The 19,121-nt window shown below is 69.0% G+C and carries 16 protein-coding genes; 9 read left to right on the top strand and 7 right to left on the bottom strand.

The window, feature by feature from the left end; genetic code table 11:
- The first annotated feature begins 64 nt into the window (after window positions 1–64).
- Window positions 65–1,126: a LacI family DNA-binding transcriptional regulator gene (locus FB384_RS06600; protein WP_183780236.1), complete on the top strand. Its 1,062-nt coding sequence runs from the start codon at window positions 65–67 to the stop codon at window positions 1,124–1,126.
- Between the two features lie 127 nt (window positions 1,127–1,253).
- Here the strand turns inward: FB384_RS06600 and FB384_RS06605 are convergent, their stop codons facing one another.
- Complete coding sequence (locus tag FB384_RS06605; protein WP_183780239.1) at window positions 1,254–1,406, bottom strand: V-type proton ATPase subunit F family protein; 153 nt, start codon at window positions 1,404–1,406, stop codon at window positions 1,254–1,256.
- 289 nt (window positions 1,407–1,695) lie between these two features.
- Between FB384_RS06605 and FB384_RS06610 the strand changes: the two genes are divergently transcribed.
- The 7 genes from FB384_RS06610 (at window position 1,696) to FB384_RS06640 (ending at window position 8,114) form a co-directional block, all read left to right on the top strand.
- Window positions 1,696–2,679: an AraC family transcriptional regulator gene (locus FB384_RS06610; protein ID WP_183780242.1), complete on the top strand. Its 984-nt coding sequence runs from the start codon at window positions 1,696–1,698 to the stop codon at window positions 2,677–2,679.
- A 106-nt stretch (window positions 2,680–2,785) separates the two neighbouring features.
- Window positions 2,786–3,595: a nitrilase-related carbon-nitrogen hydrolase gene (locus tag FB384_RS06615; protein WP_183780245.1), complete on the top strand. Its 810-nt coding sequence runs from the start codon at window positions 2,786–2,788 to the stop codon at window positions 3,593–3,595.
- 57 nt (window positions 3,596–3,652) lie between these two features.
- Entirely contained in the window at window positions 3,653–4,330 is a 678-nt protein-coding gene (locus tag FB384_RS06620; RefSeq protein ID WP_183780248.1) for a DUF2848 family protein, read from the top strand.
- A complete protein-coding gene (locus FB384_RS06625; protein WP_183780251.1) occupies window positions 4,330–5,802 on the top strand; it encodes a 4-hydroxyphenylacetate 3-hydroxylase family protein in 1,473 nt (490 codons plus the stop codon). The genes FB384_RS06620 and FB384_RS06625 overlap by 1 nt, the downstream gene beginning before the upstream one ends.
- Window positions 5,799–6,155: a cupin domain-containing protein gene (locus FB384_RS06630; RefSeq protein ID WP_183780254.1), complete on the top strand. Its 357-nt coding sequence runs from the start codon at window positions 5,799–5,801 to the stop codon at window positions 6,153–6,155. Before FB384_RS06625 ends, FB384_RS06630 begins: the two co-directional genes overlap by 4 nt.
- Before the next feature lie 10 nt (window positions 6,156–6,165).
- Window positions 6,166–6,678, top strand: coding sequence for a flavin reductase family protein (locus FB384_RS06635; protein ID WP_228725972.1), 513 nt, complete (start codon window positions 6,166–6,168; stop codon window positions 6,676–6,678).
- Between the two features lie 161 nt (window positions 6,679–6,839).
- Window positions 6,840–8,114 carry a benzoate/H(+) symporter BenE family transporter gene (locus FB384_RS06640; RefSeq protein WP_183780260.1) on the top strand — a complete coding sequence of 425 codons (1,275 nt, stop codon included), beginning with the start codon at window positions 6,840–6,842 and terminating at the stop codon, window positions 8,112–8,114.
- Between the two features lie 201 nt (window positions 8,115–8,315).
- Here the strand turns inward: FB384_RS06640 and FB384_RS06645 are convergent, their stop codons facing one another.
- The 6 genes from FB384_RS06645 to FB384_RS06670 all read right to left on the bottom strand — a co-directional run bounded on the left by FB384_RS06645 (window position 8,316) and on the right by FB384_RS06670 (window position 17,302).
- A complete protein-coding gene (locus tag FB384_RS06645; protein WP_183780263.1) occupies window positions 8,316–9,839 on the bottom strand; it encodes a class I adenylate-forming enzyme family protein in 1,524 nt (507 codons plus the stop codon).
- A gap of 139 nt (window positions 9,840–9,978) precedes the next feature.
- Complete coding sequence (locus FB384_RS06650) at window positions 9,979–11,202, bottom strand: acyl-CoA dehydrogenase family protein (protein WP_183780266.1); 1,224 nt, start codon at window positions 11,200–11,202, stop codon at window positions 9,979–9,981.
- A 167-nt stretch (window positions 11,203–11,369) separates the two neighbouring features.
- A complete protein-coding gene (locus tag FB384_RS06655; protein ID WP_183780269.1) occupies window positions 11,370–11,999 on the bottom strand; it encodes an HAD family hydrolase in 630 nt (209 codons plus the stop codon).
- Window positions 12,000–12,519: 520 nt separating this feature from the next.
- Window positions 12,520–13,191, bottom strand: a complete 672-nt coding sequence (locus FB384_RS06660; RefSeq protein WP_183780272.1) for a TetR/AcrR family transcriptional regulator — start codon at window positions 13,189–13,191, stop codon at window positions 12,520–12,522.
- A gap of 130 nt (window positions 13,192–13,321) precedes the next feature.
- Complete coding sequence (locus FB384_RS06665; RefSeq protein ID WP_183780275.1) at window positions 13,322–14,272, bottom strand: NADPH:quinone oxidoreductase family protein; 951 nt, start codon at window positions 14,270–14,272, stop codon at window positions 13,322–13,324.
- A 603-nt stretch (window positions 14,273–14,875) separates the two neighbouring features.
- Window positions 14,876–17,302, bottom strand: coding sequence for an FdhF/YdeP family oxidoreductase (locus tag FB384_RS06670; protein WP_221212656.1), 2,427 nt, complete (start codon window positions 17,300–17,302; stop codon window positions 14,876–14,878).
- Window positions 17,303–17,550: 248 nt separating this feature from the next.
- Between FB384_RS06670 and FB384_RS06675 the strand changes: the two genes are divergently transcribed.
- Complete coding sequence (locus tag FB384_RS06675) at window positions 17,551–18,780, top strand: PucR family transcriptional regulator (RefSeq protein WP_183780278.1); 1,230 nt, start codon at window positions 17,551–17,553, stop codon at window positions 18,778–18,780.
- Window positions 18,781–19,121: the final 341 nt, after the last annotated feature.

Here is a 19,121-nt window from a genome sequence, read left to right on the forward strand (position 1 = left end):
ATGCGGGTACGATGCGTCAAGACACCCGGGGAAATTCGCGGTGAACGACGGGAGGTGCCACGGGATGACGGAACGTGGTGCGCCCTCGCTGATCGACGTGGCACGCGAAGCGGGCGTGTCGACGGCGACCGCGGGTCGCGCACTCGGCGGCTACGGCAAGGTGAGCCAGCGCAGCCGTGATCGCGTCGCCGACGCCGCCGCGCGGCTCGGGTACCGCACCAACGGACTCGCCCGCAGCATGATCACCGGGAGCACACAGACCCTGGGCGTGCTCGTCAGCGACGTGTCGAACCCGTTCTTCGCCACCGCCCTGCGCGGCATCACGGACGTCACGCAACCGGCGGGATTCGAAGTCCTGCTGTCGAACACCGGCGGCGACGTCGACGCCGAACGCCGTGCCATGGCGGTGATGTCGGAGAAGCGGGTCGACGGAGTCATCGTCGCGCCCGCACTCCCGTCCGAGGGTGCGCATCTGGCGCGCGCCATCGACGTCGGCGTGCCCGTCGTCTTACTGGACCGGCTGGCCAGCGGCGTTCCGAATGCCGACAGCGTGACGATCGACAACGAGCACGCGGTCGCCGAGGCCGTGGGACATCTCGTCGAGCTGGGACACCGGCGCATCGGCGTGATCACCGAGGCCGGCGGCGATCTCGCACACCTGAGGAAGGGCAACCGCAAACGAGGGCTGCTGCCGAGCGCGGTGCGGTTGCGGGGCTATTTCTCGGCTCTCGCCGACGCGGGCATCACCGCGGACGAGACACTCGTCGGCGCCGCGCGCTACGACCGCGAGTCGGCCTACGACGCCGCGACCGGCCTGCTCGACCTGGCAGAACCGCCGACGGCCCTGTTGTGCACCGACAACGTTCTCGCGTCGGGCGCGTACCGGGCTGCCCAGGACCGCGGGCTGCGCATGCCGCGAGAGCTGTCCCTGATCGGCTTCGACGACGAGCCGTGGACGACCCTCGTGCGGCCGGGGCTGACCGTCGTCGAACAGCCGACCTACGATCTCGGCGTACGCGCAGGCAAGCAACTGCTCGACCGGATCGACGGCGGTCCCGGACGGGCGCGCCACGCCCAGTTGCAGGCCAAGCTCGTCGCACGAGACTCCACGGCGTCGCCGCGCTGAGCGCCTCGGCACGGCAGCGGTCTCTCCCACGCCGCGATCTCAGCCGACGTGAGGCGCTGTCCCCGGTGCCAGCTCAACTCCGCTGTCGGGGGCGGCGACACCTGGCCCGGGCGGCGCCGAGTTCTCCTCACGCGGCGTTGTACTGGATCAGGACCCATGCGAGGAACACGTTGCTGGAAAGCTGGATGTCCACTACCTCGACGGCGGGGTCATTCAGGAATTCGTTGACCTTCTTGTCCAGCTTCTCGGGGTTGCTCGAATAAAACGTCTTGATCTTCATTGGCTGAACGTAACAGCGGGCGCCACCGGATAGCGCAGCGCCGACTCGGCCACCAGAAGCTCGATCGAGCGGCCCGGACAGTGGCGAACGTTCCGTTGCAACCCCACCGCGATCAACCCCGACCGCACTCGGTCCGATACCGAGGGTCACGGCCCCGGACGTCGCGCGGCCGGAAGCCCCCTATCCGTCGTCGCCGACCGTTGACGCAGCGCACGACATCGCACAGGATGAAGCTCCCGATCGGGGAAGCACCCGAACTCAGACGGCTCACCTGTCATGGGGTGATGAGATGAGTGCCCCATCGCTGGCGCGACTCGCGGAACATCGCGGCCACGCCATCCTGGACGACACCGGCGATGCCGGGCAGACGGTCGACGTCTGCACCGGCACGCTGCGTCCTCATTCCCTCACCGTGAAAAGCGCGGGCTCGCACCTCGCCACCAGGTTGGTGCATGTCCGGCTGCAGGACACGTCGGTCAACCGGCTTCGCTACGGCACCGAGGTCACCGTCAGTTCCGGCGACGGCGCACTCGACGACTACCTGCTCACGCTTCCCCTGTCCGGCCACGGCACGTTCCGATACGGCAACGAGGTCGCCACCGCTTCGCCCGACCGCGGCGTCATCATCGGCCCGCACCGGGAGTTCGCCTTCGACTTCGGCCCAACCTGGGACCAACTGGTCATCCGGCTCGACCGCGAGCGCGTCGAGTCGGCCGCGGCCGCGTTGACCGGCGACGTCGGCCCCGTCGACTTCGACCTCGCCCTCGCACCGGGAGTGGCCACGCTCGACGGCCTGTTGGAATCGGCCGTGAACCTGGCCGGTTCCGAGATCACCGACCATCGGCCGCGCCTGATGTGGCAGTTCGAGCAGCTGATTCTCGAAACACTGCTCGCCGCGCAGCCGAACAACCGGACGTCCAGGACCGGCGCCGGTCAGGGCCGGCCGAACTCGCCACGCGTCCACCAGGCCATGGAGTTCATGCTGGACCGGCTGAGCGAACCACTGACCGTCACCGCCGTCGCCGAGGCCTGCGGCACGAGCGTCCGAACCCTGCAGCAGACGTTCCGGCGCGAGGTCGGTTCCTCACCGCTGCAATGGCTCCGCGAGCAGCGCCTGGAACGCGCACACGCGCTGTTGACCACCGGAGCACCCGGGCTGTCGGTCACCGACGTCGCCTATCGCTGCGGCTTCTTCCACCTCGGCGAGTTCGGCACCGCGTTCCGCCGCCGCTACGGCACCACACCTTCGAAACTGCTGGCGACACGCCGCTGACCCGCGGCGGGCGTCCCTTCCCACGGAGCGGCCGCCTGCGCGATTCCGAGCACGGCCCGGCGTCCATCCGATATCGGTGTGCCTTGCATCACGCGATGGTGAGGCCATGCGAATCGCCCTCCTTCAACTCGCCAGTCCGGGCGAGGAATCCGTAGAGGACCGGATCGCCCGGGTGACCGGCATGGTCGACGCCGAGCACGAGTTGGCCGACACCGACCTGCTCGTCCTCCCGGAGATGTGGACCGCCGGATACTTCTCGTTCGAGCAGTACGCGGCCCGCGCCGAGCCGTTCGAAGGCCCCACGCTGGCGGCCGCACGCACGTGGGCCCGCACGTTCGACCTGCTGGTCCATCTCGGCAGCTTCGTGGAGGCCGGCGCCGACGGGCGGCTCCACAACACCTCGGCCGTCGTCGCCCCCGACGGGACTGTCGTCACGGCCTACCGCAAGGTGCACCTGTTCGGCTACGGATCGCGGGAATCCGAGCTGCTCACCCCCGGCGATCAGCTCGGTGTGGGACACGTCGGCGGCCCCACCGCCGGCATCACCACGTGCTACGACCTGCGATTCCCCGAGTTGTTCCGCAGCCTCGTCGACGAGGGCGCCGAGCAGCTGCTCGTCTGCGCGGCCTGGCCTGCCGCGCGGCTGTCGCACTGGCGACTGTTCACCTCCGTCCGCGCCGTCGAACAGCAGGCCATCCTGATCGGCTGCAACGCCGTCGGCGAGCAGCACGGCGTCGTCCTCGGCGGTCACAGCCGAGTGGTCACACCGACCGGCGAAGTCCTGGTGGAGGCAGGCACGGAGGAAGGCTTCACCTACGCCGACGTCGACCCCGCCCTCCCGCGGCAGGCGCGCGCCGAGTTCTCCGCACTCGCGGACCGGCGCTGGCCCGTGCCGGCCCCGGTGCCCACGTCGTAGCGCCCCACCGGCGCCATCCCCCATTCAGCACGGAATCCCCAACAGTCAAGGAGAGTCATGGCCCGCACCGCCACCTCGCTCCGGCTGCGAACCGTCGACGGCCAGCCGGTCGACGTGACGCCCGGCCGTCTCGTCGTCGCCGGCTACACCGGCCGGAACCAGGACGCAGTCCGGCACCACATCGAGGAGCTCGCAGTCATCGGTGTCCCCGAGCCGGACAGCATCCCGGCCTTCTACGAGCTGGACACCGGCCTGCTGACCGTGGACGAGACCGTCGAGGTCGGCGGCCAGCAGACCTCGGGCGAAGTCGAGCCCGTCCTCGTCCGCACCGACGGCCGCTACTACCTGACGGTGGGCAGCGACCACACCGACCGGGCGCTCGAGCGTCACGACATCAAGGCTTCCAAGGGCGCGTGCCCGAAGCCCGTGGCCGGCACCGTGATCGACCTGGGCACACAACCCGAATCGCTGCCGTGGGACGAGATCACGGCGGCCTGCTGGCTGGACGGCGAGCTCTACCAGGACGGCACCCTCGCCCAGCTGCTCCCGATCACCCAGGTCCTCGCCGAATGGGACTCGTTCGGCTCCGGCGACGTCCCGCTGGTCCTTTTCGGAGGGACGATGCCGCTCCTCGACGGCGAGTTCCGGTTCGGCCGGGAATGGCGGATGCGCCTCCACGTTCCCGGACAGCCCGCCGTCGAATTCACCTACACCACTTCTGTGAGGGAAAACTGATGCGCACCAGCACCGACTACCTGGCCGCACTCGACGACGGCCGCCGCGTCGTCGTCGACGGTGAGCCGGTCAAGAACGTCGCCGAACACCCGGCCTTCGCGCCGATCGCCCACACGATCGGACGTCTCTTCGAACTGGCGGCCGACCCCGTCAACAACATGCAGACCGATGACCCCGCCACCGGACGGGCCGTCAATCGGCTCTTCCTCCCGCCGCGTGACGCCGGGGAGCTGACGGCCTTTCGAGAGGCCGCTCAGGTCTGGGCCACCGAGACCCACGGCTTCGTGGGACGTTCGCCCGACCACGTCGGCGCGTTCCTGGCAGCGTTCTCCAGCCACCCCGAGGCATTCGCCGAGAACCGGGGTCCCGGCAAGAACCTGGCCGAGAACGTCCGTGCGTTCCATCGCCGCGTGGTCGCCGACGACCTCTACGTCTCCTACGCGATCATCCCGCCGCAGGTCTCCCGTGCCACCACGGCGCATGCCTGGGAAGGCGACTTCATCCAGGTCGGTGTGAAGGAGGAACGGCCCGACGGGATCGTCGTGCAGGGCGCGCAGATGCTCGCCACCGGCGGCGCCGTGGCCGACGAGATCCTGGTCTCCTGCATCAAACCCCTGCAGGCCGAGGACGAGGACTTCGCGGTCAGTTTCACCGTGCCGGTCGCCGCCGAAGGGCTGACGCTGTACTGCCGGCGCCCCTATGCTCCCGGAGCCAGCAGCGAGTACGACTACCCGCTCACGTCGCGCTACGACGAGACCGACGCTCTCCTGGTGTTCGACGAGGTCTTCATCCCCTGGGAGAACGTCTTCGTCTACAAGGACGTGCCCGGTCTCCGCCGGCAGTTCTTCGACACCGGAGCCCATGTTCTCGGGAACTGGCAGGCCCAGATCCGCTTCGCCACCAAGCTGCGCTTCCTGGCCGGGCTGGCTCGCAAGGTCGCCGAGGTCAACGGCGTCGACAAATTCCCCGGTGTCGTGGAGAAGCTGGGCGAGCTGGCCAGCCTGGTGTCCATCGTGGAATCGGGGGTGCTCGCCGCCGAACACACCGCCGACAGTGACGAGCAGGGGCTGTGCCGTCCCGGAGCCCGTGCGCTGTACGGGGCCATGGGACTGCAGTCCGAGATCCACCCGCGGGTGATCGGCATCCTGCGTGACCTCGCAGGCGGTGGCGTCCTGCAACTGCCCGCGAGTGTCGAGGAGCTGCGGGGTGAGACGACCCGCGCCCACATGGATCGTTACGTCAGCAGCCCCGGCACCCCGGCCGAGGAGCGGATCAAGTTGTTCAAGCTGGTCTGGGACGCCATCGGTTCGGAGTTCGCCGGCCGGCACCAGCAGTACGAACTCTTCTACGCAGGCGCGCCGTTCGTCGTGAAGGGCTACGCCTACCGCAACTACGGCTACGACCAGCCGCTCGCCGAGGTCAACGACTTCCTCGCGAGCTACAGCACCACCGGCACGGAGGCAACACGATGAGCAAGCCCGCGATCGAGTTCACCGACATCACCGACATCGAGTACACGCTGTGTCCCGGTGACGATCCGCTGATCAAGGAGCGTGTCCTCGCCACCGACCCGGCGACCGGCGTCGCCACCAGGATCCTGCGGTACGAGCCGGGTGCCGACTCGACTGCGTTGGGGGTGCAGAAACACGAGTTCTGGGAGGAGGTCTACATCATCGAAGGGTCCTTCACCGATCTGACGCTGGGTCAGACCTTCCACGCCGGCCAGTTCGCCTGCCGTCCGCCGGGCATGCCGCACGGGCCGTGGCGCTCCGAGGAGGGCGTGACGACCTACGAGGTCCGGTACCCGGCGCCGGCGGAGCGGTGAGATGCCCGCCATGACCCCGCAACTGGTCGATCCCACCACGATGCGGCAAACCATGGGGCGGTTCGCGACCGGTGTCGCGGTCATCACCACCGAGTCCGACGGCGTGCCGCACGGCATGACCATGAACTCGTTGACCTCGGTGTCGCTGGATCCGCCGCTGCTGCTGGTGTGCTTCAACCACGGTGCGCGCAGTGCCACCGCGGTCACCGACTCGGGACGCTTCGTCGTCAACCTGCTCTCGCAACGGCAACAACCGATCGCCATGCGGTTCGCGAAGCGCGGCGAGGACCATTTCGGCGGCCTCGGCCTCGAATACGGCGACCACCATGTTCCGGTGGTGCCGAATGCCTTGGCACACCTCGATTGCGAGGTCGACCGGATCGTCGAAGCCGGTGACCACACGGTGGTCTTCGGCAGGGTCACCGACGTGTGCACCCGGGACGGCGACCCGCTCGGCTTCTATCAGGGTCGATTCAGCGACATCACGCCCCACGGCGCCGAACCCGAGCACTGGTTCTTCTGATCGTCCTCGCCCCGAGCCGGGAACTCCCCGGCTCGGGGCCCAGGGGGCCAACTCGGCGCCCCTCTCCGATCCGCCGCACCGACGCCACTGGGACAGGCGCGTCGGTGCTGTCGAATCAGCCGACCTGCACCACGGGATGCAGCCTGACGAATGGATCACGTATGTCCCAGAGCATCGAAGACCACGAGATCGGCGGCTCCGACGAGTCCGACCGGCTCATCGAGTCCGGCCCCGGCTACCGTGCCGGGTTGCGGGGCCTGCCACGTTCCCTCGACATCTCGACAATCGGCGCCGGCGTCGTCGCCGCGGTCTTCGGCTGCACCGGCCCCGCACTGATCGTCGTCAACGGCGCCACCGACGCCGGACTGACCACCGCGCAAACGGTCTCGTGGGTCAGCACGGTCTACCTGGTCGGCGGGTTCATCTCGCTGATCATGGCGCTGTACTACAAGCAGCCCATCGTCGGCGCGTGGAGCATTCCCGCGGCGGCGCTGGTCGTCTCCAGCCTGGCCGACCATTCCCTCCCGGAGATGATCGGCGCCTACTTCACCGCCAGCGTCCTGGTGTTACTCCTCGGACTGTCCGGCTTCGTCCGCACCCTGGTGCGATGGCTACCCATGCCGATCCTGATGGCCATGATCGGCGGTGTCCTGTTCAAGTACGCCCTCAACATCGTCGGCGCCGCCGAAACGCGACCGTTCCTGGTCGGTGCCGCCGTCGTCGGGTTCCTGCTGCTGAGCCGGTTCGTCAAGGCAGTCCCGGGAGTGATCGGTGCCCTCGTCTTCGGCATCGTCGCGGCCGTCCTCACCGACTCGTTCGCCTCGGCCAACGTCGGCACCGAGTTCACTCTGCCGACCTGGGTCGGCGTGGACTTCAACCCGCTGACCATGTTGGGCGTGGGAATCCCGCTCGCACTGGTGATCCAGGCGGAGAACATCCAGTCCATGGGTGTGCTCATCGCCGAGAAGTACCGTCCGCCGGTCAACAACATAACCGTGGTCAGCGGAGCGGCCAGCCTCCTCGTCTCCGGGTTCGGCGGCCACAACGCCAGCATCGCCGGGCCGATGACCGCCATCTGCGGTTCCGACCAGGCCGGTCCGCACCACGACCGCCGCTACGCCGCGGCCGTCGTGAACGGCATCATCTTCGTCACGTTCGGCTTCTTCGCCAGCATCGCCGTGGGCCTGGTCAGCGCGCTCCCCGGCGAACTGATCTCCACCGTGGCCGGACTGGCGATGTTCGGCGTCCTCATCATCGCCTTCCGGGGCGCCTTCACCGAGGGCCGCTACAAACTCGGCGCGCTGGTCGCTCTCGTCGTCGCCATGGGGGACGTCACCATCCTCGGCATCTCCAGCCCCTTCTGGGCGCTGCTCGCCGGACTCGGTGTCTCCCTCCTGCTCGAGTTCGACGACTTCAAGACCCGCTCGCACAGCTGAGCGGTGGGCAGTCAGCCCATCACGTGTACGGCCCACCGGCACGGCGCGTTCACTGCTCGATCGGTCCGGGGTACCGGTCCTCCGCTCCGGTGGGCCGAGGCCCCGGACCGACCCGTGTGGGCGGTGAGCTTCGCGCCGAGGTCCGGGGCCGTCCGGCCGCAGCCGAACTCGCCGGCCCTGCCGCCTTCCGCCGACGGCCGGTCAGCGCGCGGGCGCGGTCCGGCTCGGCCGGGTGCCCGTGGCGAGAACGTCGTCCCGATCGATCTCGCGTTTCAGGATCTTTCCGGTGGTTCCCTTCGGCAGCGCGTCGACGACCTGGTAGATGCGCGGGACCTTGTAGGCCGACAACCGCTGCCCCAGCCATTCACGCAGGTCGGCGGCGTCGATCGCCCGCCCCTCGTGCGGTGCGATGACAGCGCCGATCTCCTCCCCCAGCCGTTCGTCGGGGATGCCGATCACCGCAGCCTCGAGGATGTCGGGGTGACCGTAGAGCACCTCCTCGACCTCGCGCGGGTAGACGTTGTAGCCGCCGCGGATCACGAGGTCCTTCTTGCGGTCGACGATGAAGAGGTCGCCGTCGGAATCCATTCGGCCGAGGTCGCCGGTGAGGAACCACGAGCCATGACGGACCGTCGCGGTCGCATCGGGCCGGTTCCAGTACTCCCGCATGACGACCGGGCCCTGGATCGCGACCTCGCCGACCTCCCCGACCGGAAGCGGCTCCCGTGACTCGTCGAGGATCGCCAACCTGCACCCCGGCAGCGCACGACCGACGCTGCCCTCCTTGCGGGGCATGTCCAGGGAACTGAACGTCGCGGCGCCGGTCGTCTCACTCAGCCCGTAACCGTCGAGCACCCACGCACCGAAGCGGCGGTGGAACGCCTTGGACACCTCGACGGGCAGCGCCGCGCCGCCCGAACAGGCCAGCCGGAGGTCGGTGAAATCCTCGGCCGTCAGCTCGGTCTCGGCGTGCAGCATCTCGTTCCACATCGTCGGAACGCCCGCCAGCCCGGTCAGCCGATGCTCCGCAGCCATCTCGAGCATCGCCCGGCCGCTGAACGGCCGCAGCAAGGACAGCGAAGCCCCGACGGTGAAGACAGCGGCCATCACGGAGGCCTGGCCGAACACGTGGAACAGTGGCAGCGCCGTACCCATCCGGTCGTCGAAGGTGGTGTCGAGCGCCTCGGAGAGCATCCGCCCGCAGGACAACAGGTTCTCGTGCGTCAGCACGGCGCCCTTGGGCTTGCCGGTGGTACCGGAGGTGTAGAGCAGGACGGCGATCCCGTTCCCTCCGACGTCGGCGATGTCGGAGGGAACGCGCTCCGGGGCGATCGTGTCAGGAGCGAGCGGCCACCGGGGTACACCGGCCGCGTCGCTCGCCTCGACCAGCGCCTCGGCCGCTCCGTCCCACCCGATGGCCAGGCTGCACTCGGCGTCGGCGAGGAAGTACTCCAGCTCCCGCGGGGCGGAGACCGGGTTGACGGTCACGGCCGTGGCGCCCAGGGCCAGTACCCCGTGGTAGACGAAGACGAACTCGGCGCTCGTCGGCACCGCCATCAGCACCCGGTCGCCGGCTGCGACGCCTCGGTCCCTGAGGACGGCGGCAGCGCCGGACACCTGCGCCCGCAACTCCTCCCAGGTCCAGCTCCGGTCGCCCTCCCGCAACGCGATGGCGTCAGGGCGCTGGTCGGCGTGTTTCCAGATGTTCGCTACAACGTTCGTCACGGGGCCGCTCCTCGTGGTCGTGTTGCGGTTGGCCGGTCGGCACGAGCGGTGTCTGCGCGCCGGAGTCGGGCGTACGGCCGGTGCGCCACGTGCCGAGACGCGTCGGGTCGAGCACGACGCGGGCGGGGACCGATCTCGGTCACGCCTTCTTCTTCCACGCCGGGTCCCGACGACGCAGCTCGGTCATGGCGATGGTGCGCTTGTGGACCTCGTCCGGCCCGTCCGCGAGACGCAGCGTGCGCAGATGGGCGTACAGCCAGGCCAGCGGGAAGTCGTCCGAGACGCCACCGCCGCCGTGGACCTGGATCGCCCGATCCACGACTTTCAGCGCGACCTCGGGTGCGGCGATCTTGATGCCGGCGATCTCGACTCGGGCCCGCTGGTTGCCGACGGTGTCCATCAGCCAGGCCGTCTTGAGCGTCAGCAGACGGGCCATCTCGATCTCGATGCGCGCCTCGGCGATCCAGTCCTGGATGTTCGCCCGGTCGGCGACCGGAGCACCGAAGGTGACCCTGGACTGTGCCCGGTCGATCATCATGTCTAGGGCGCGCTCGGCCATGCCGATCGAACGCATGCAGTGATGGATGCGGCCGGGCCCCAGCCGTGCCTGGCTGATCATGAAGCCGTCGCCCTCGTCGGCGAGCAGAGCCGTGGCCGGCACTCGCACGTTCTCGAATACGACCTCGGCGTGCCCCTCACGGTCCGCATAACCGAAGACCGGCAAGTTCCGCAGGACCGTGACGCCAGGGGTGCCCAACGGGACCACCATCATGCTCTGCTGGCGGTGTTTCGGCGCGTCCGGATCGGTCTTGCCCATGACGATGAGCACCTTGCAGTTCTTGTGCAGGGCGTTCGACGTCCACCACTTTCGCCCGTTGAGCACGTACTCGTCGCCGTCCCGGACCATGCGCAGCTCGACGTTCGTGGCATCGGAGCTCGCCACGGCCGGCTCGGTCATCGCGAACGCCGAGGCGATCTGGCCGTCCAGCAACGGCTTGAGCCACTTCTCCTTGTGCTCGTCGGTGCCGAAATGGGTCAGCACCTCCATGTTCCCGGTATCGGGAGCGTTGCAGTTCGTCGCCTCGGGTGCCAGCTCCGGGCTGCGGCCCATGATCTCGGCGAGGTGGGCGTACTCGAGGTTGGTCAGGCCCGATCCCCACTCCTCGTCCGGGTGGAAGAGGTTCCACAGGCCGCGCTGCTTCGCCTTTGCCTTGAGTTCCTCGAGAATCGGGGGCTGGAAGTGCGGGTCACGCGCCTCCTCCATCTGCGTCCGGTAGGTCGCCTCGGCCGGATAGATGTGCTCGTCCATGAAATCGAGCAGCTTCTCGCGATACTCGCGGCCCCGCTCGGTCAGCTCCAGCATGGTCGCTCCTCCATCGGTGACCGAACGGCCACTGTGGTCGATTGTCTCCGTGGTTTGTTGTCTCTGGAGTTTGTTGTCTCTGGAGTAGTTGTCTCGTGGCTTGTCGTCTGTTCTTGGGGGGGGGCAGGTGTCTCCGGGTTGGCTCGTGCCCGCCGGCGCGTCCGGACTCAGTGGCCGAGCAGCGCCGTGAGCTCGGCCTCGGTGGTGACCGCGTCGGTGTGGACGACTCCCGCCATGCCCAACCGGCCCGCGGCAGCGATGTTCTGTTCGAGGTCGTCGACCATCACCGTCTCCTCGGGACGTACGCCCAGCCGCCTGCACGCGATCCGGTAGGCCTCGCGCGAAGGCTTGCGCACGCCGATCTCGGCGGAGATCGTCACGGCGTCGAACATCTCGGGAAGGTCGAAACCGGCGTAGCAGTCGTCCCCCAACGAGTTCGAGAGGAGCCCCACGGGCCATCCCTGGGAACGAAGCCGCCTCACCAGGTCGATCGTCGCGCTGTCGGGGCGAAGCCCGGCTTGCATCCGCCGGAGGAGTCCACTCGCCGGCACCTCAGCGCCGTGTGCGGCGAACCGATCGGCCAGGCCACGCTCGAAGACCGCCTGGTCGATGCGGCCCTCCTCATGAGCCTTCAGCAGGTTCTTGCCTTGCTCGTCCGATGCCACCACCCGGAGGGGCAGCCGGGAGTCGCCGAGCTCACGGCCGAACTCGGCGAACGCCGCCAGAACTCCGGTGGTGAGAACGCCGCCGAAGTCGAACAAGACCGCCCGGCGAGCAGGGAGCGACGGGTTCGCCATACGCGACTCCTCGGTCTCGACTGGTGTCGCACGCTACTTGAATCCGGATTCGTATTCAAGCTTGCGAAGGTGGCGCGACTGTGGGCACCGAGCCTGCCGCCGGCGCCACCGAACAGTCCTCGCCGGCCCGCGCGACGTGCATCGCGGGCCGGCACTCCGGCACGGCGACCGCAACGGCGTGCCGGCCGAAACTGCAGGCCATCGCGCGGTCGAACCCGGCGGCGGCACCCCGCCGGCCGGCAATGAGCAGGGTGCTCGGCCGACTCGGGCCAGGCACGTCAACCGGCCGAACGGACGAACGGGCAACCGTCGGCCCGCCTACTTGAACCCGCCGTCAATTTCATCGAGATTCCCGGCTGAGCGGGATGAGCCGATCGTGGCCGCAGCGCCCATCGGCCGCGTCAGCGAAGCATGGTTCCCTTCGATACCGGAAGCGACCGGACAGACCATGTCGTACTTCCGCAGCGGCCGCCGCGCAGGCGCCAACCCCTCAGGCGCCGGTCATTCAGGCGCCGGCCACTCAGCTCTCGTCGAGCTTGAGCGCGTTGACCCAAAGCCGGGTCGTGGTGTCGACCAGCTGTTTCATGCTCGCCTTGTCACCGAGACAGAAGACGTTGTAGGCGAGGCGCGAGACCATGCCGGACAAGGCCATCGCGGCCATCTTGGGGTCGATGCCGGGGTCGACGAGACCCTGTTCCTGAAGCCTCGCGATGGCGCGCGCATTCCGCCCGGCGAACGTCCGGCTGCGGGCGCGGCGCACCTCTCGGAACTTCGGGTCGACCACGGCAACCTGCTCAAGGATCAGCATCAACTTGGCGTTGCGCTTGTAGGCCTCGAGATAGGCACGGTTCGACGCTTCGATGACCGCGGCAGGCGAGGCCTCGTCCTCGTCCAGGTGCGGGGCGCCGGGGTGCAGCATGTCGTGCTGAGCTTCCTCCACGACCGCAAGGAAGACCTCTTCCTTGCTGGAGAAGTAGGTGTAGAAGCTCCCCGTGGAGCACTTCGCCTCGGAGGTGATGTCCGTCAGCCTGGCATCGAGGAAGCCGTCACGTTCGAAGACCACACGTGCGGCCGCAACGAGAGCGGCACGAGTGCGGGCACCTCGCGCCGTCACCGGCGGAGCACGGAACGCAGAGGTGTCGGCGAGCGGAGGCACGGCCGAGTCGCCGCGCGCGCTGCTCTTGCTGCTCATCTGCCCTCCTTGGATGCAGATGCATGGTGCCACACGCCGGCGGCCGACCCTGCTCACCCACGCCAACGCTGCTCACGCCGGCGCGCGATCCGACATGGGCCGCCGCCAACGCGGGCGGCACGATCTCCGCTCACACCGTGAGGACCACCTTCCCCGTGGCAGCTCGCCGCTCGAGGCACTGCAGCGCGTCCGCGGCCTGCTCGAGCGGGAAGGACGGTCCGAGCACGGGTTTCAGCGCCCCGCTGCGCAGGTGCGGTTCCATGGCTGCCCACTGGGTGGCGACGTGCCCGGGCCGCGGCATCGAGTAGGCACCCCAGCCCACGCCGGTCACGGATATGTTGTTGAGCAGCAGCCGGTTGACCTTGACCGTGGGGATGTCGCCCGCGGCGAAGCCGACCACGAGGAGGCGGCCGTGCTCGCGCAGCGTGCGGAGCGAGTCGGTGAACCGGTCACCGCCCACCGGGTCGAGGACGACGTCGACAGCCCGGCCGACCTCGTCCTTGAAGTTCTCGGCGAGGACGAACTCGTCCGCCCCGGCTGCCATGGCCACGTCGCCCTTTTCGCTGGCCGAGACCACCGCGATCACGCGCCCGGCCCCGAACGCCTTGGCCACCTGAATCGCACTGGTGCCGATGCCTCCGGCGCCACCGTGCACGAGGACGGTCTCCCCCTCGGCGAGATGCCCGCGTTCGAGGAGGGCGAAGTAGGACGTGCAGTAGTTGAACAGGAAGGAGGCGCCCTCCTCGAAGGACACGCCGTCGGGCAGGCGAAAGGTCAGGTCCGGGCGGGCCAGCACCCGGTCGGCGAAACCGCCGAGCAACGGCAGGGAGGCGACCCGGTCTCCCACGGCCAGCCCGGACGACGCGGGCGCCGCGGCCACCACCCCTGCCACCTCCGCACCCGGAACGAACGGGAGCTCCGGCTTGACCTGGTAGAGGCCCCGCGTCTGCAGCAACTCGGGGAACGCCACCCCTGCGGCCCTCACATCGACGGTGACCTGCTCCTCATCGGCCGGGGCCGGGACGTCGACCACTTCGACCGCGGAAGGGCCGTCGAGACTGCTGATGTGGATGGCGCGCATTGATGGGTCATACCCTTCGACGATGATTCCGTGTGCCACGACGTGTTCACGCCCCGAGTCAGGCAGCGCAGATCTTCAATACGAGCTCGCCTCTTCCGTCCACGATCGCAGACCCCGGGAGTGGGTTGTGCACGCTACGCGAACTTGAATCAGGATTCAAGATTTGTCGAATCCGACATCAGGTTTACCCTGGCACGGCGGGTGCCACCACGCTCGCACGGCCACTGCCGGTGAAAGTCCGGCCTCAACGACCTGTCGACCGAGCCGAGAAACGTGGCCTCGTCGCCCGGACCCGCAGCAGCGACCGGCGCGCCTGTCAGGTCTCGCTGACCGCGGACGGACCACAGGCGGGCACTGCCACTCACGACGGCGTGATCGCCCGGCTCGGCGAGCTTCGCTGCGACACCGACGAGCCCCAGCGCGACCTGCTGACCGCCCGGACCGTGGGGATGGTCACCGTGGGGATGACCGCAGCCCCGAGGACGACCGTCGCTGACCACCGTCCGCGACTGACGCGGACAGCTCAGTCCGGCGCCGTACCTAACCGATGCCGTGGCTGACTGGTGCCGTGGCTACCTGGTGCCGCGCCTGCCCACAGCTGAGCTACGAGCTGACCGAAGTGGACGGTGTGACACGGACACGAACGCTCTTCATCAGCGGCTGGTCGCTCTGGGTGCTGTAGTCGGCCGCACCGATGAGTCCGTTCATCTCCGGCATGTAACCCGCGGCGCTGCCGCGCGGCAGGTCGTAGGAGATGGCGCGGTACTCGTGCAGCGAGCGCTGCGATCCGTCCTTGGAGGTGGCGACGATGTCGACCGGAGTTCCCTCTTCGATGCCCCGCGCACGCATGTCGTCGACGTTCATGAAGATCAGCTCGCGCAGGTTGCGCACGCCGCGGTATCGGTCGTTGTTCGAGTAGATGGTGGTGTTCCACTGATCGTGCGAGCGCATCGTCTGCAGTACGAGCACGTCGGCGGAGTCCGGGATGACGTCCGGCAACTCCGCGTGGCAGAACTCGGCCCTGCCGGAGCGGGTGTGGAAGGTGCGCTCACGGGCCGGCTGCGGAATCCGGAACCCCGAGGGCTGTCGGACACGCGTGTTGAAGTCCTCGAATCCGGGCAGGACGCGCGCCATGACGTCGCGGATGCGGTCGTAGTCCTCGACGTACCACTCCCACGGTGTTGCGCTGCCGGGCAGCGTCGCCCGTGCCATGCCGGCGATGATGGCCGGCTCGGACAGCAGATGGGGCGAGGCCGGCCGCTTCCTGCCGGTGGACAGGTGGACCATGCTCATCGCGTCCTCGACGCTCGTGCTCTGCAGGCCGCCGGGTTGCTCGTCCAGCTCGGTACGGCCCAAGCACGGCAGGATCAAGGCCTGCTTACCGTGGACCAGGTGGCTGCGGTTCAGCTTGGTGCTGATCTGCACGGTCAGTTCACACCGTCGCAACCCTTCGGCGGTGTGTTCGGTGTCCGGGGCGGCCCGCACGAAGTTCCCGCCCATGCCGACGAACACCTTGAGCTCACCCGCATGCATCGCTTCGATCGAACGGACGGTGTCGAGGCCGTGCGCGCGAGGCGGGTCGATCCGGCACACCTCGGCCAGCCGGTCCAGGAACTCGGCACCCGGCCGGTGGTCGATGCCGCAGGTGCGGTTGCCCTGCACGTTGCTGTGCCCGCGCACCGGTGACGGCCCTGCGCCCTCACGTCCGATGTTTCCGCGGAGCAACAGGAGGTTCACGATCTCCCTGACCGTGTCCACGCCGTGTTCGTGCTGACTGACGCCGAGGCACCAGCTGATCAACGCGCGTTCGGCGCGCAGGTAGATGTCGGCGGCGCGCCGGATGTCGGTCTCGCCGAGCCCGGACTGGACCGCGAGTTCGTCCCAGCTCGTGGCCTCGACCAGCTCGCGGTACTCCTCGAAGCCGCGGGTGGACGATTCGAGGAATTCGCGGTCGAGGACGTCGGGGTTCTCGCGTGCCCGTTCGAGCACGACCTTGGCGATGCCGCGGATGAGGGCCAGGTCGCCGCCGGGGCGGACCTGCAGGTTCAGGGTGCTGGTCGGGGTCGACTTGAGCCGCGCCATGTCGGTGAACTCGTGGGGCACGATCGTGCGGGTGGCACCCGCCTCGACGAGCGGGTTGACGTGGACGACCTCGGCGCCGCGGTCGTACGCCTCGGCCAGCGCCGTCAGCATCCGCGGTGCGTTCGACGCGGCGTTGACCCCGAGGACGAACAGCGCGTCGCACTGCTCCCAGTCGTGCAGGTCGACGGTGCCCTTGCCCGTCCCGATCGAGGCCCGCAGTGCCCGGCCGGAGGCCTCGTGGCACATGTTGGAACAGTCCGGCAGGTTGTTCGTGCCGTATTCGCGAACCATCAGCTGGTAGAGGAAGGTCGCCTCGTTACCGAGCCTGCCCGAGGTGTAGAACGTCGCCTGGTCAGGGTTGTCCAGCGCGCGCAGCTGCCCGCCGACGAGCTCGAACGCGTCGGCCCAGCTGATCGGCACGTAGTGGTCCGTCGCAGCGTCGTAGACCATCGGCTCGGTGAGCCGGCCCTGATTCTCGAGGTCGAAGTCGGTCCACTCGGCCAGTTCGGAGACCGAGTGGGCGGCGAAGAACTCCCGGTCGACCCGCTTGTGCGTCATCTCCCAGGTGACGTGCTTGATGCCGTTCTCGCAGATGTCGAGTTTGAGGCCCTTGGTGTCATCGGGCCAGGCACACCCGGGGCAGTCGTAGCTCCGCTCGGCATGGTTCATGTCGAACATGGCGCGGGTGCCCTTCACCGGCACACGCTCACGAGCCAGTACCCGCATGACCGAAGCCGCCGCGCCCCACCCGGCAGCGGGGTGGTCGTACGGCCGCTGCGACCAGCGTCCGTCGGTCGACGGGCCCGTACCGCCCTGCCGCGGCGTGTCCGACATGAGCCCCGGGACGGCCGGTCGCTCCGACATCGGGTCGCTCTGCGCGGACGCCGCCTCGGCAGGACCGTGTTCGACGGCCTTGTCGACGCCTTCGGCCGTGTCGTCGCTGCCCATGCCGGCTCCTGTTTCGTCGAGGTCATCAGCGTGCCGGGTCCGTATTCGACCGCTCCGTGACGGCCGGCGCCTGACGTCGGTGGGATCGGGCCGTGACGGGGACGGACGGGACGCGGGAACGAGGTCGACGGTACTGTTGCCGCGGTTGTCGACGCAGACAAAGCTCGTTGTGACGCAGGACGTCCGATGCGGGCCCCGTCCGCTACGACAATCGCCCCTGACGTCGGGCCGGAACGAAACGATGATCGATGAACCACGGTGAGGGCTCGCTCGCGGAGCTGGCCGACCTGGCAGACGCCCGGCTGGCTGAGCTGGCCGACGACGTCGTCGCCGACTGCGTCGACCGGATGGACGTGTACCGCACGGTCGTACCGCGCGAGGACCTGCGCCGTTCGATCGAGCACAACCTGCGGTACATCGTCGCCGCGCTCCGCGACCCCGGCGATGCCCGCGACCTCAGCGCGCCTCGGGAGACGGGACGGCGCCGCGCGCACCAGGGCGCGCCGCTGCCCGAAGTGCTGCGCGCCTACCGGCTGGCCTTCACCGCGGTATGGGACGTGCTCATCCGCCGCGCTGGCGAACGCCACGAGCCCACCCGCACCACACTTCTCGGCGCGGCCACCCTGCTCTGGCAGCTCGCGGACGAACACGCCATCGAGCTCACCGAGGCCTACCGGGCCGCCACCGCGGAGCTGCTCGACGAACAACACCAGCGCCGCGCCGCCCTCCTCGAGGCGCTGTTCACCGGGCAGGTGGGGCCGGACGCAAGCCCGTGGGAGATCGCCAAACTCCTCGATCTGCAGCCGAACGCGGACCTGGTCGTGGTCGCCGCCGAGAACGGCGCACTGGCCGACGCCGGCCTTCCCCGCGTCGAACGACGACTCGCGGAACGCGGCATCGTCTCCGCCTGGCGCCTCACTCCGACGCTGCACACCGGGGTCGTCTCGCTGCGTCCCGGGCAGCGAGACGAGCTGTTCGCCGTCCTGCGCGAGGCCGTGACCACCCGCACCGGTGTCAGCCCTCCGTACCAAGCACTCCGGGACACGCCGAGGGCGCTGCATCTCGCCGGCGTCGCACTCGCGGGGATCCCCACGGGGCAGCCGGACGTCCGCGCGTTCGGCACGAGCCCGCTCGCCGCGCTGGTCGCCTGCGAGCCGGACGAGAGTGAGCGGGTCGCGTACCAGGTCCTGGGCTCAGTGCTCGAGCTTCCCGCCGACGACCGCACCAGCCTGTTGGACACCCTGCACGCCTGGTTCGACCACGGCGGCTCCGCCGAACAGGCCGCCAAGCAGCTCTACTGCCATCCGAACACCGTCCGCTACAGGCTGCGGCGCATCAACGAGCTCACCGGCCGGTCGCTGACCCAGCCGTTCGATGTCGCCGAACTCGCCACCGCGCTTCACTCACTCAGCCTCGGCAAGGACCCGACACCGGGCCGGGGCCAGCAGGGCGGCCCCGACCGCCCGAACCGGCACTGATTCGCGCCCTCCGGCTGCGTTGCGTTCGGCGCTGCCGAGGCCGGTTCCGTACGGGGTCGGTTCCGTACGGGGTCGCCCGGCACCCGCCCGCCTCGCGACCTGGGAGGCCGCGCACCGGGAACCGCGCCGCGTTCGGTGGACCGCGTGACGTGCACGACCTCGACCGCCAGCACCGGAGCGGCCCCGCCGAGCCCTCAGTGGTTCGAATATGAGTTCGAAATACCACGCGAAAGTCGAGTGAATCGGCAGTGACACTCGGAAGAACTCGCAGGCTCGACCCGGGCCGCGACCGGCACTTCGCCGACCACTACCGCGAACCGCTCGCCGATAATTCTCCCCGG

This window comes from Prauserella sediminis, from assembly GCF_014195435.1.
In the GTDB taxonomy this organism is placed as follows: Bacteria; Actinomycetota; Actinomycetes; order Mycobacteriales; family Pseudonocardiaceae; genus Prauserella; species Prauserella salsuginis.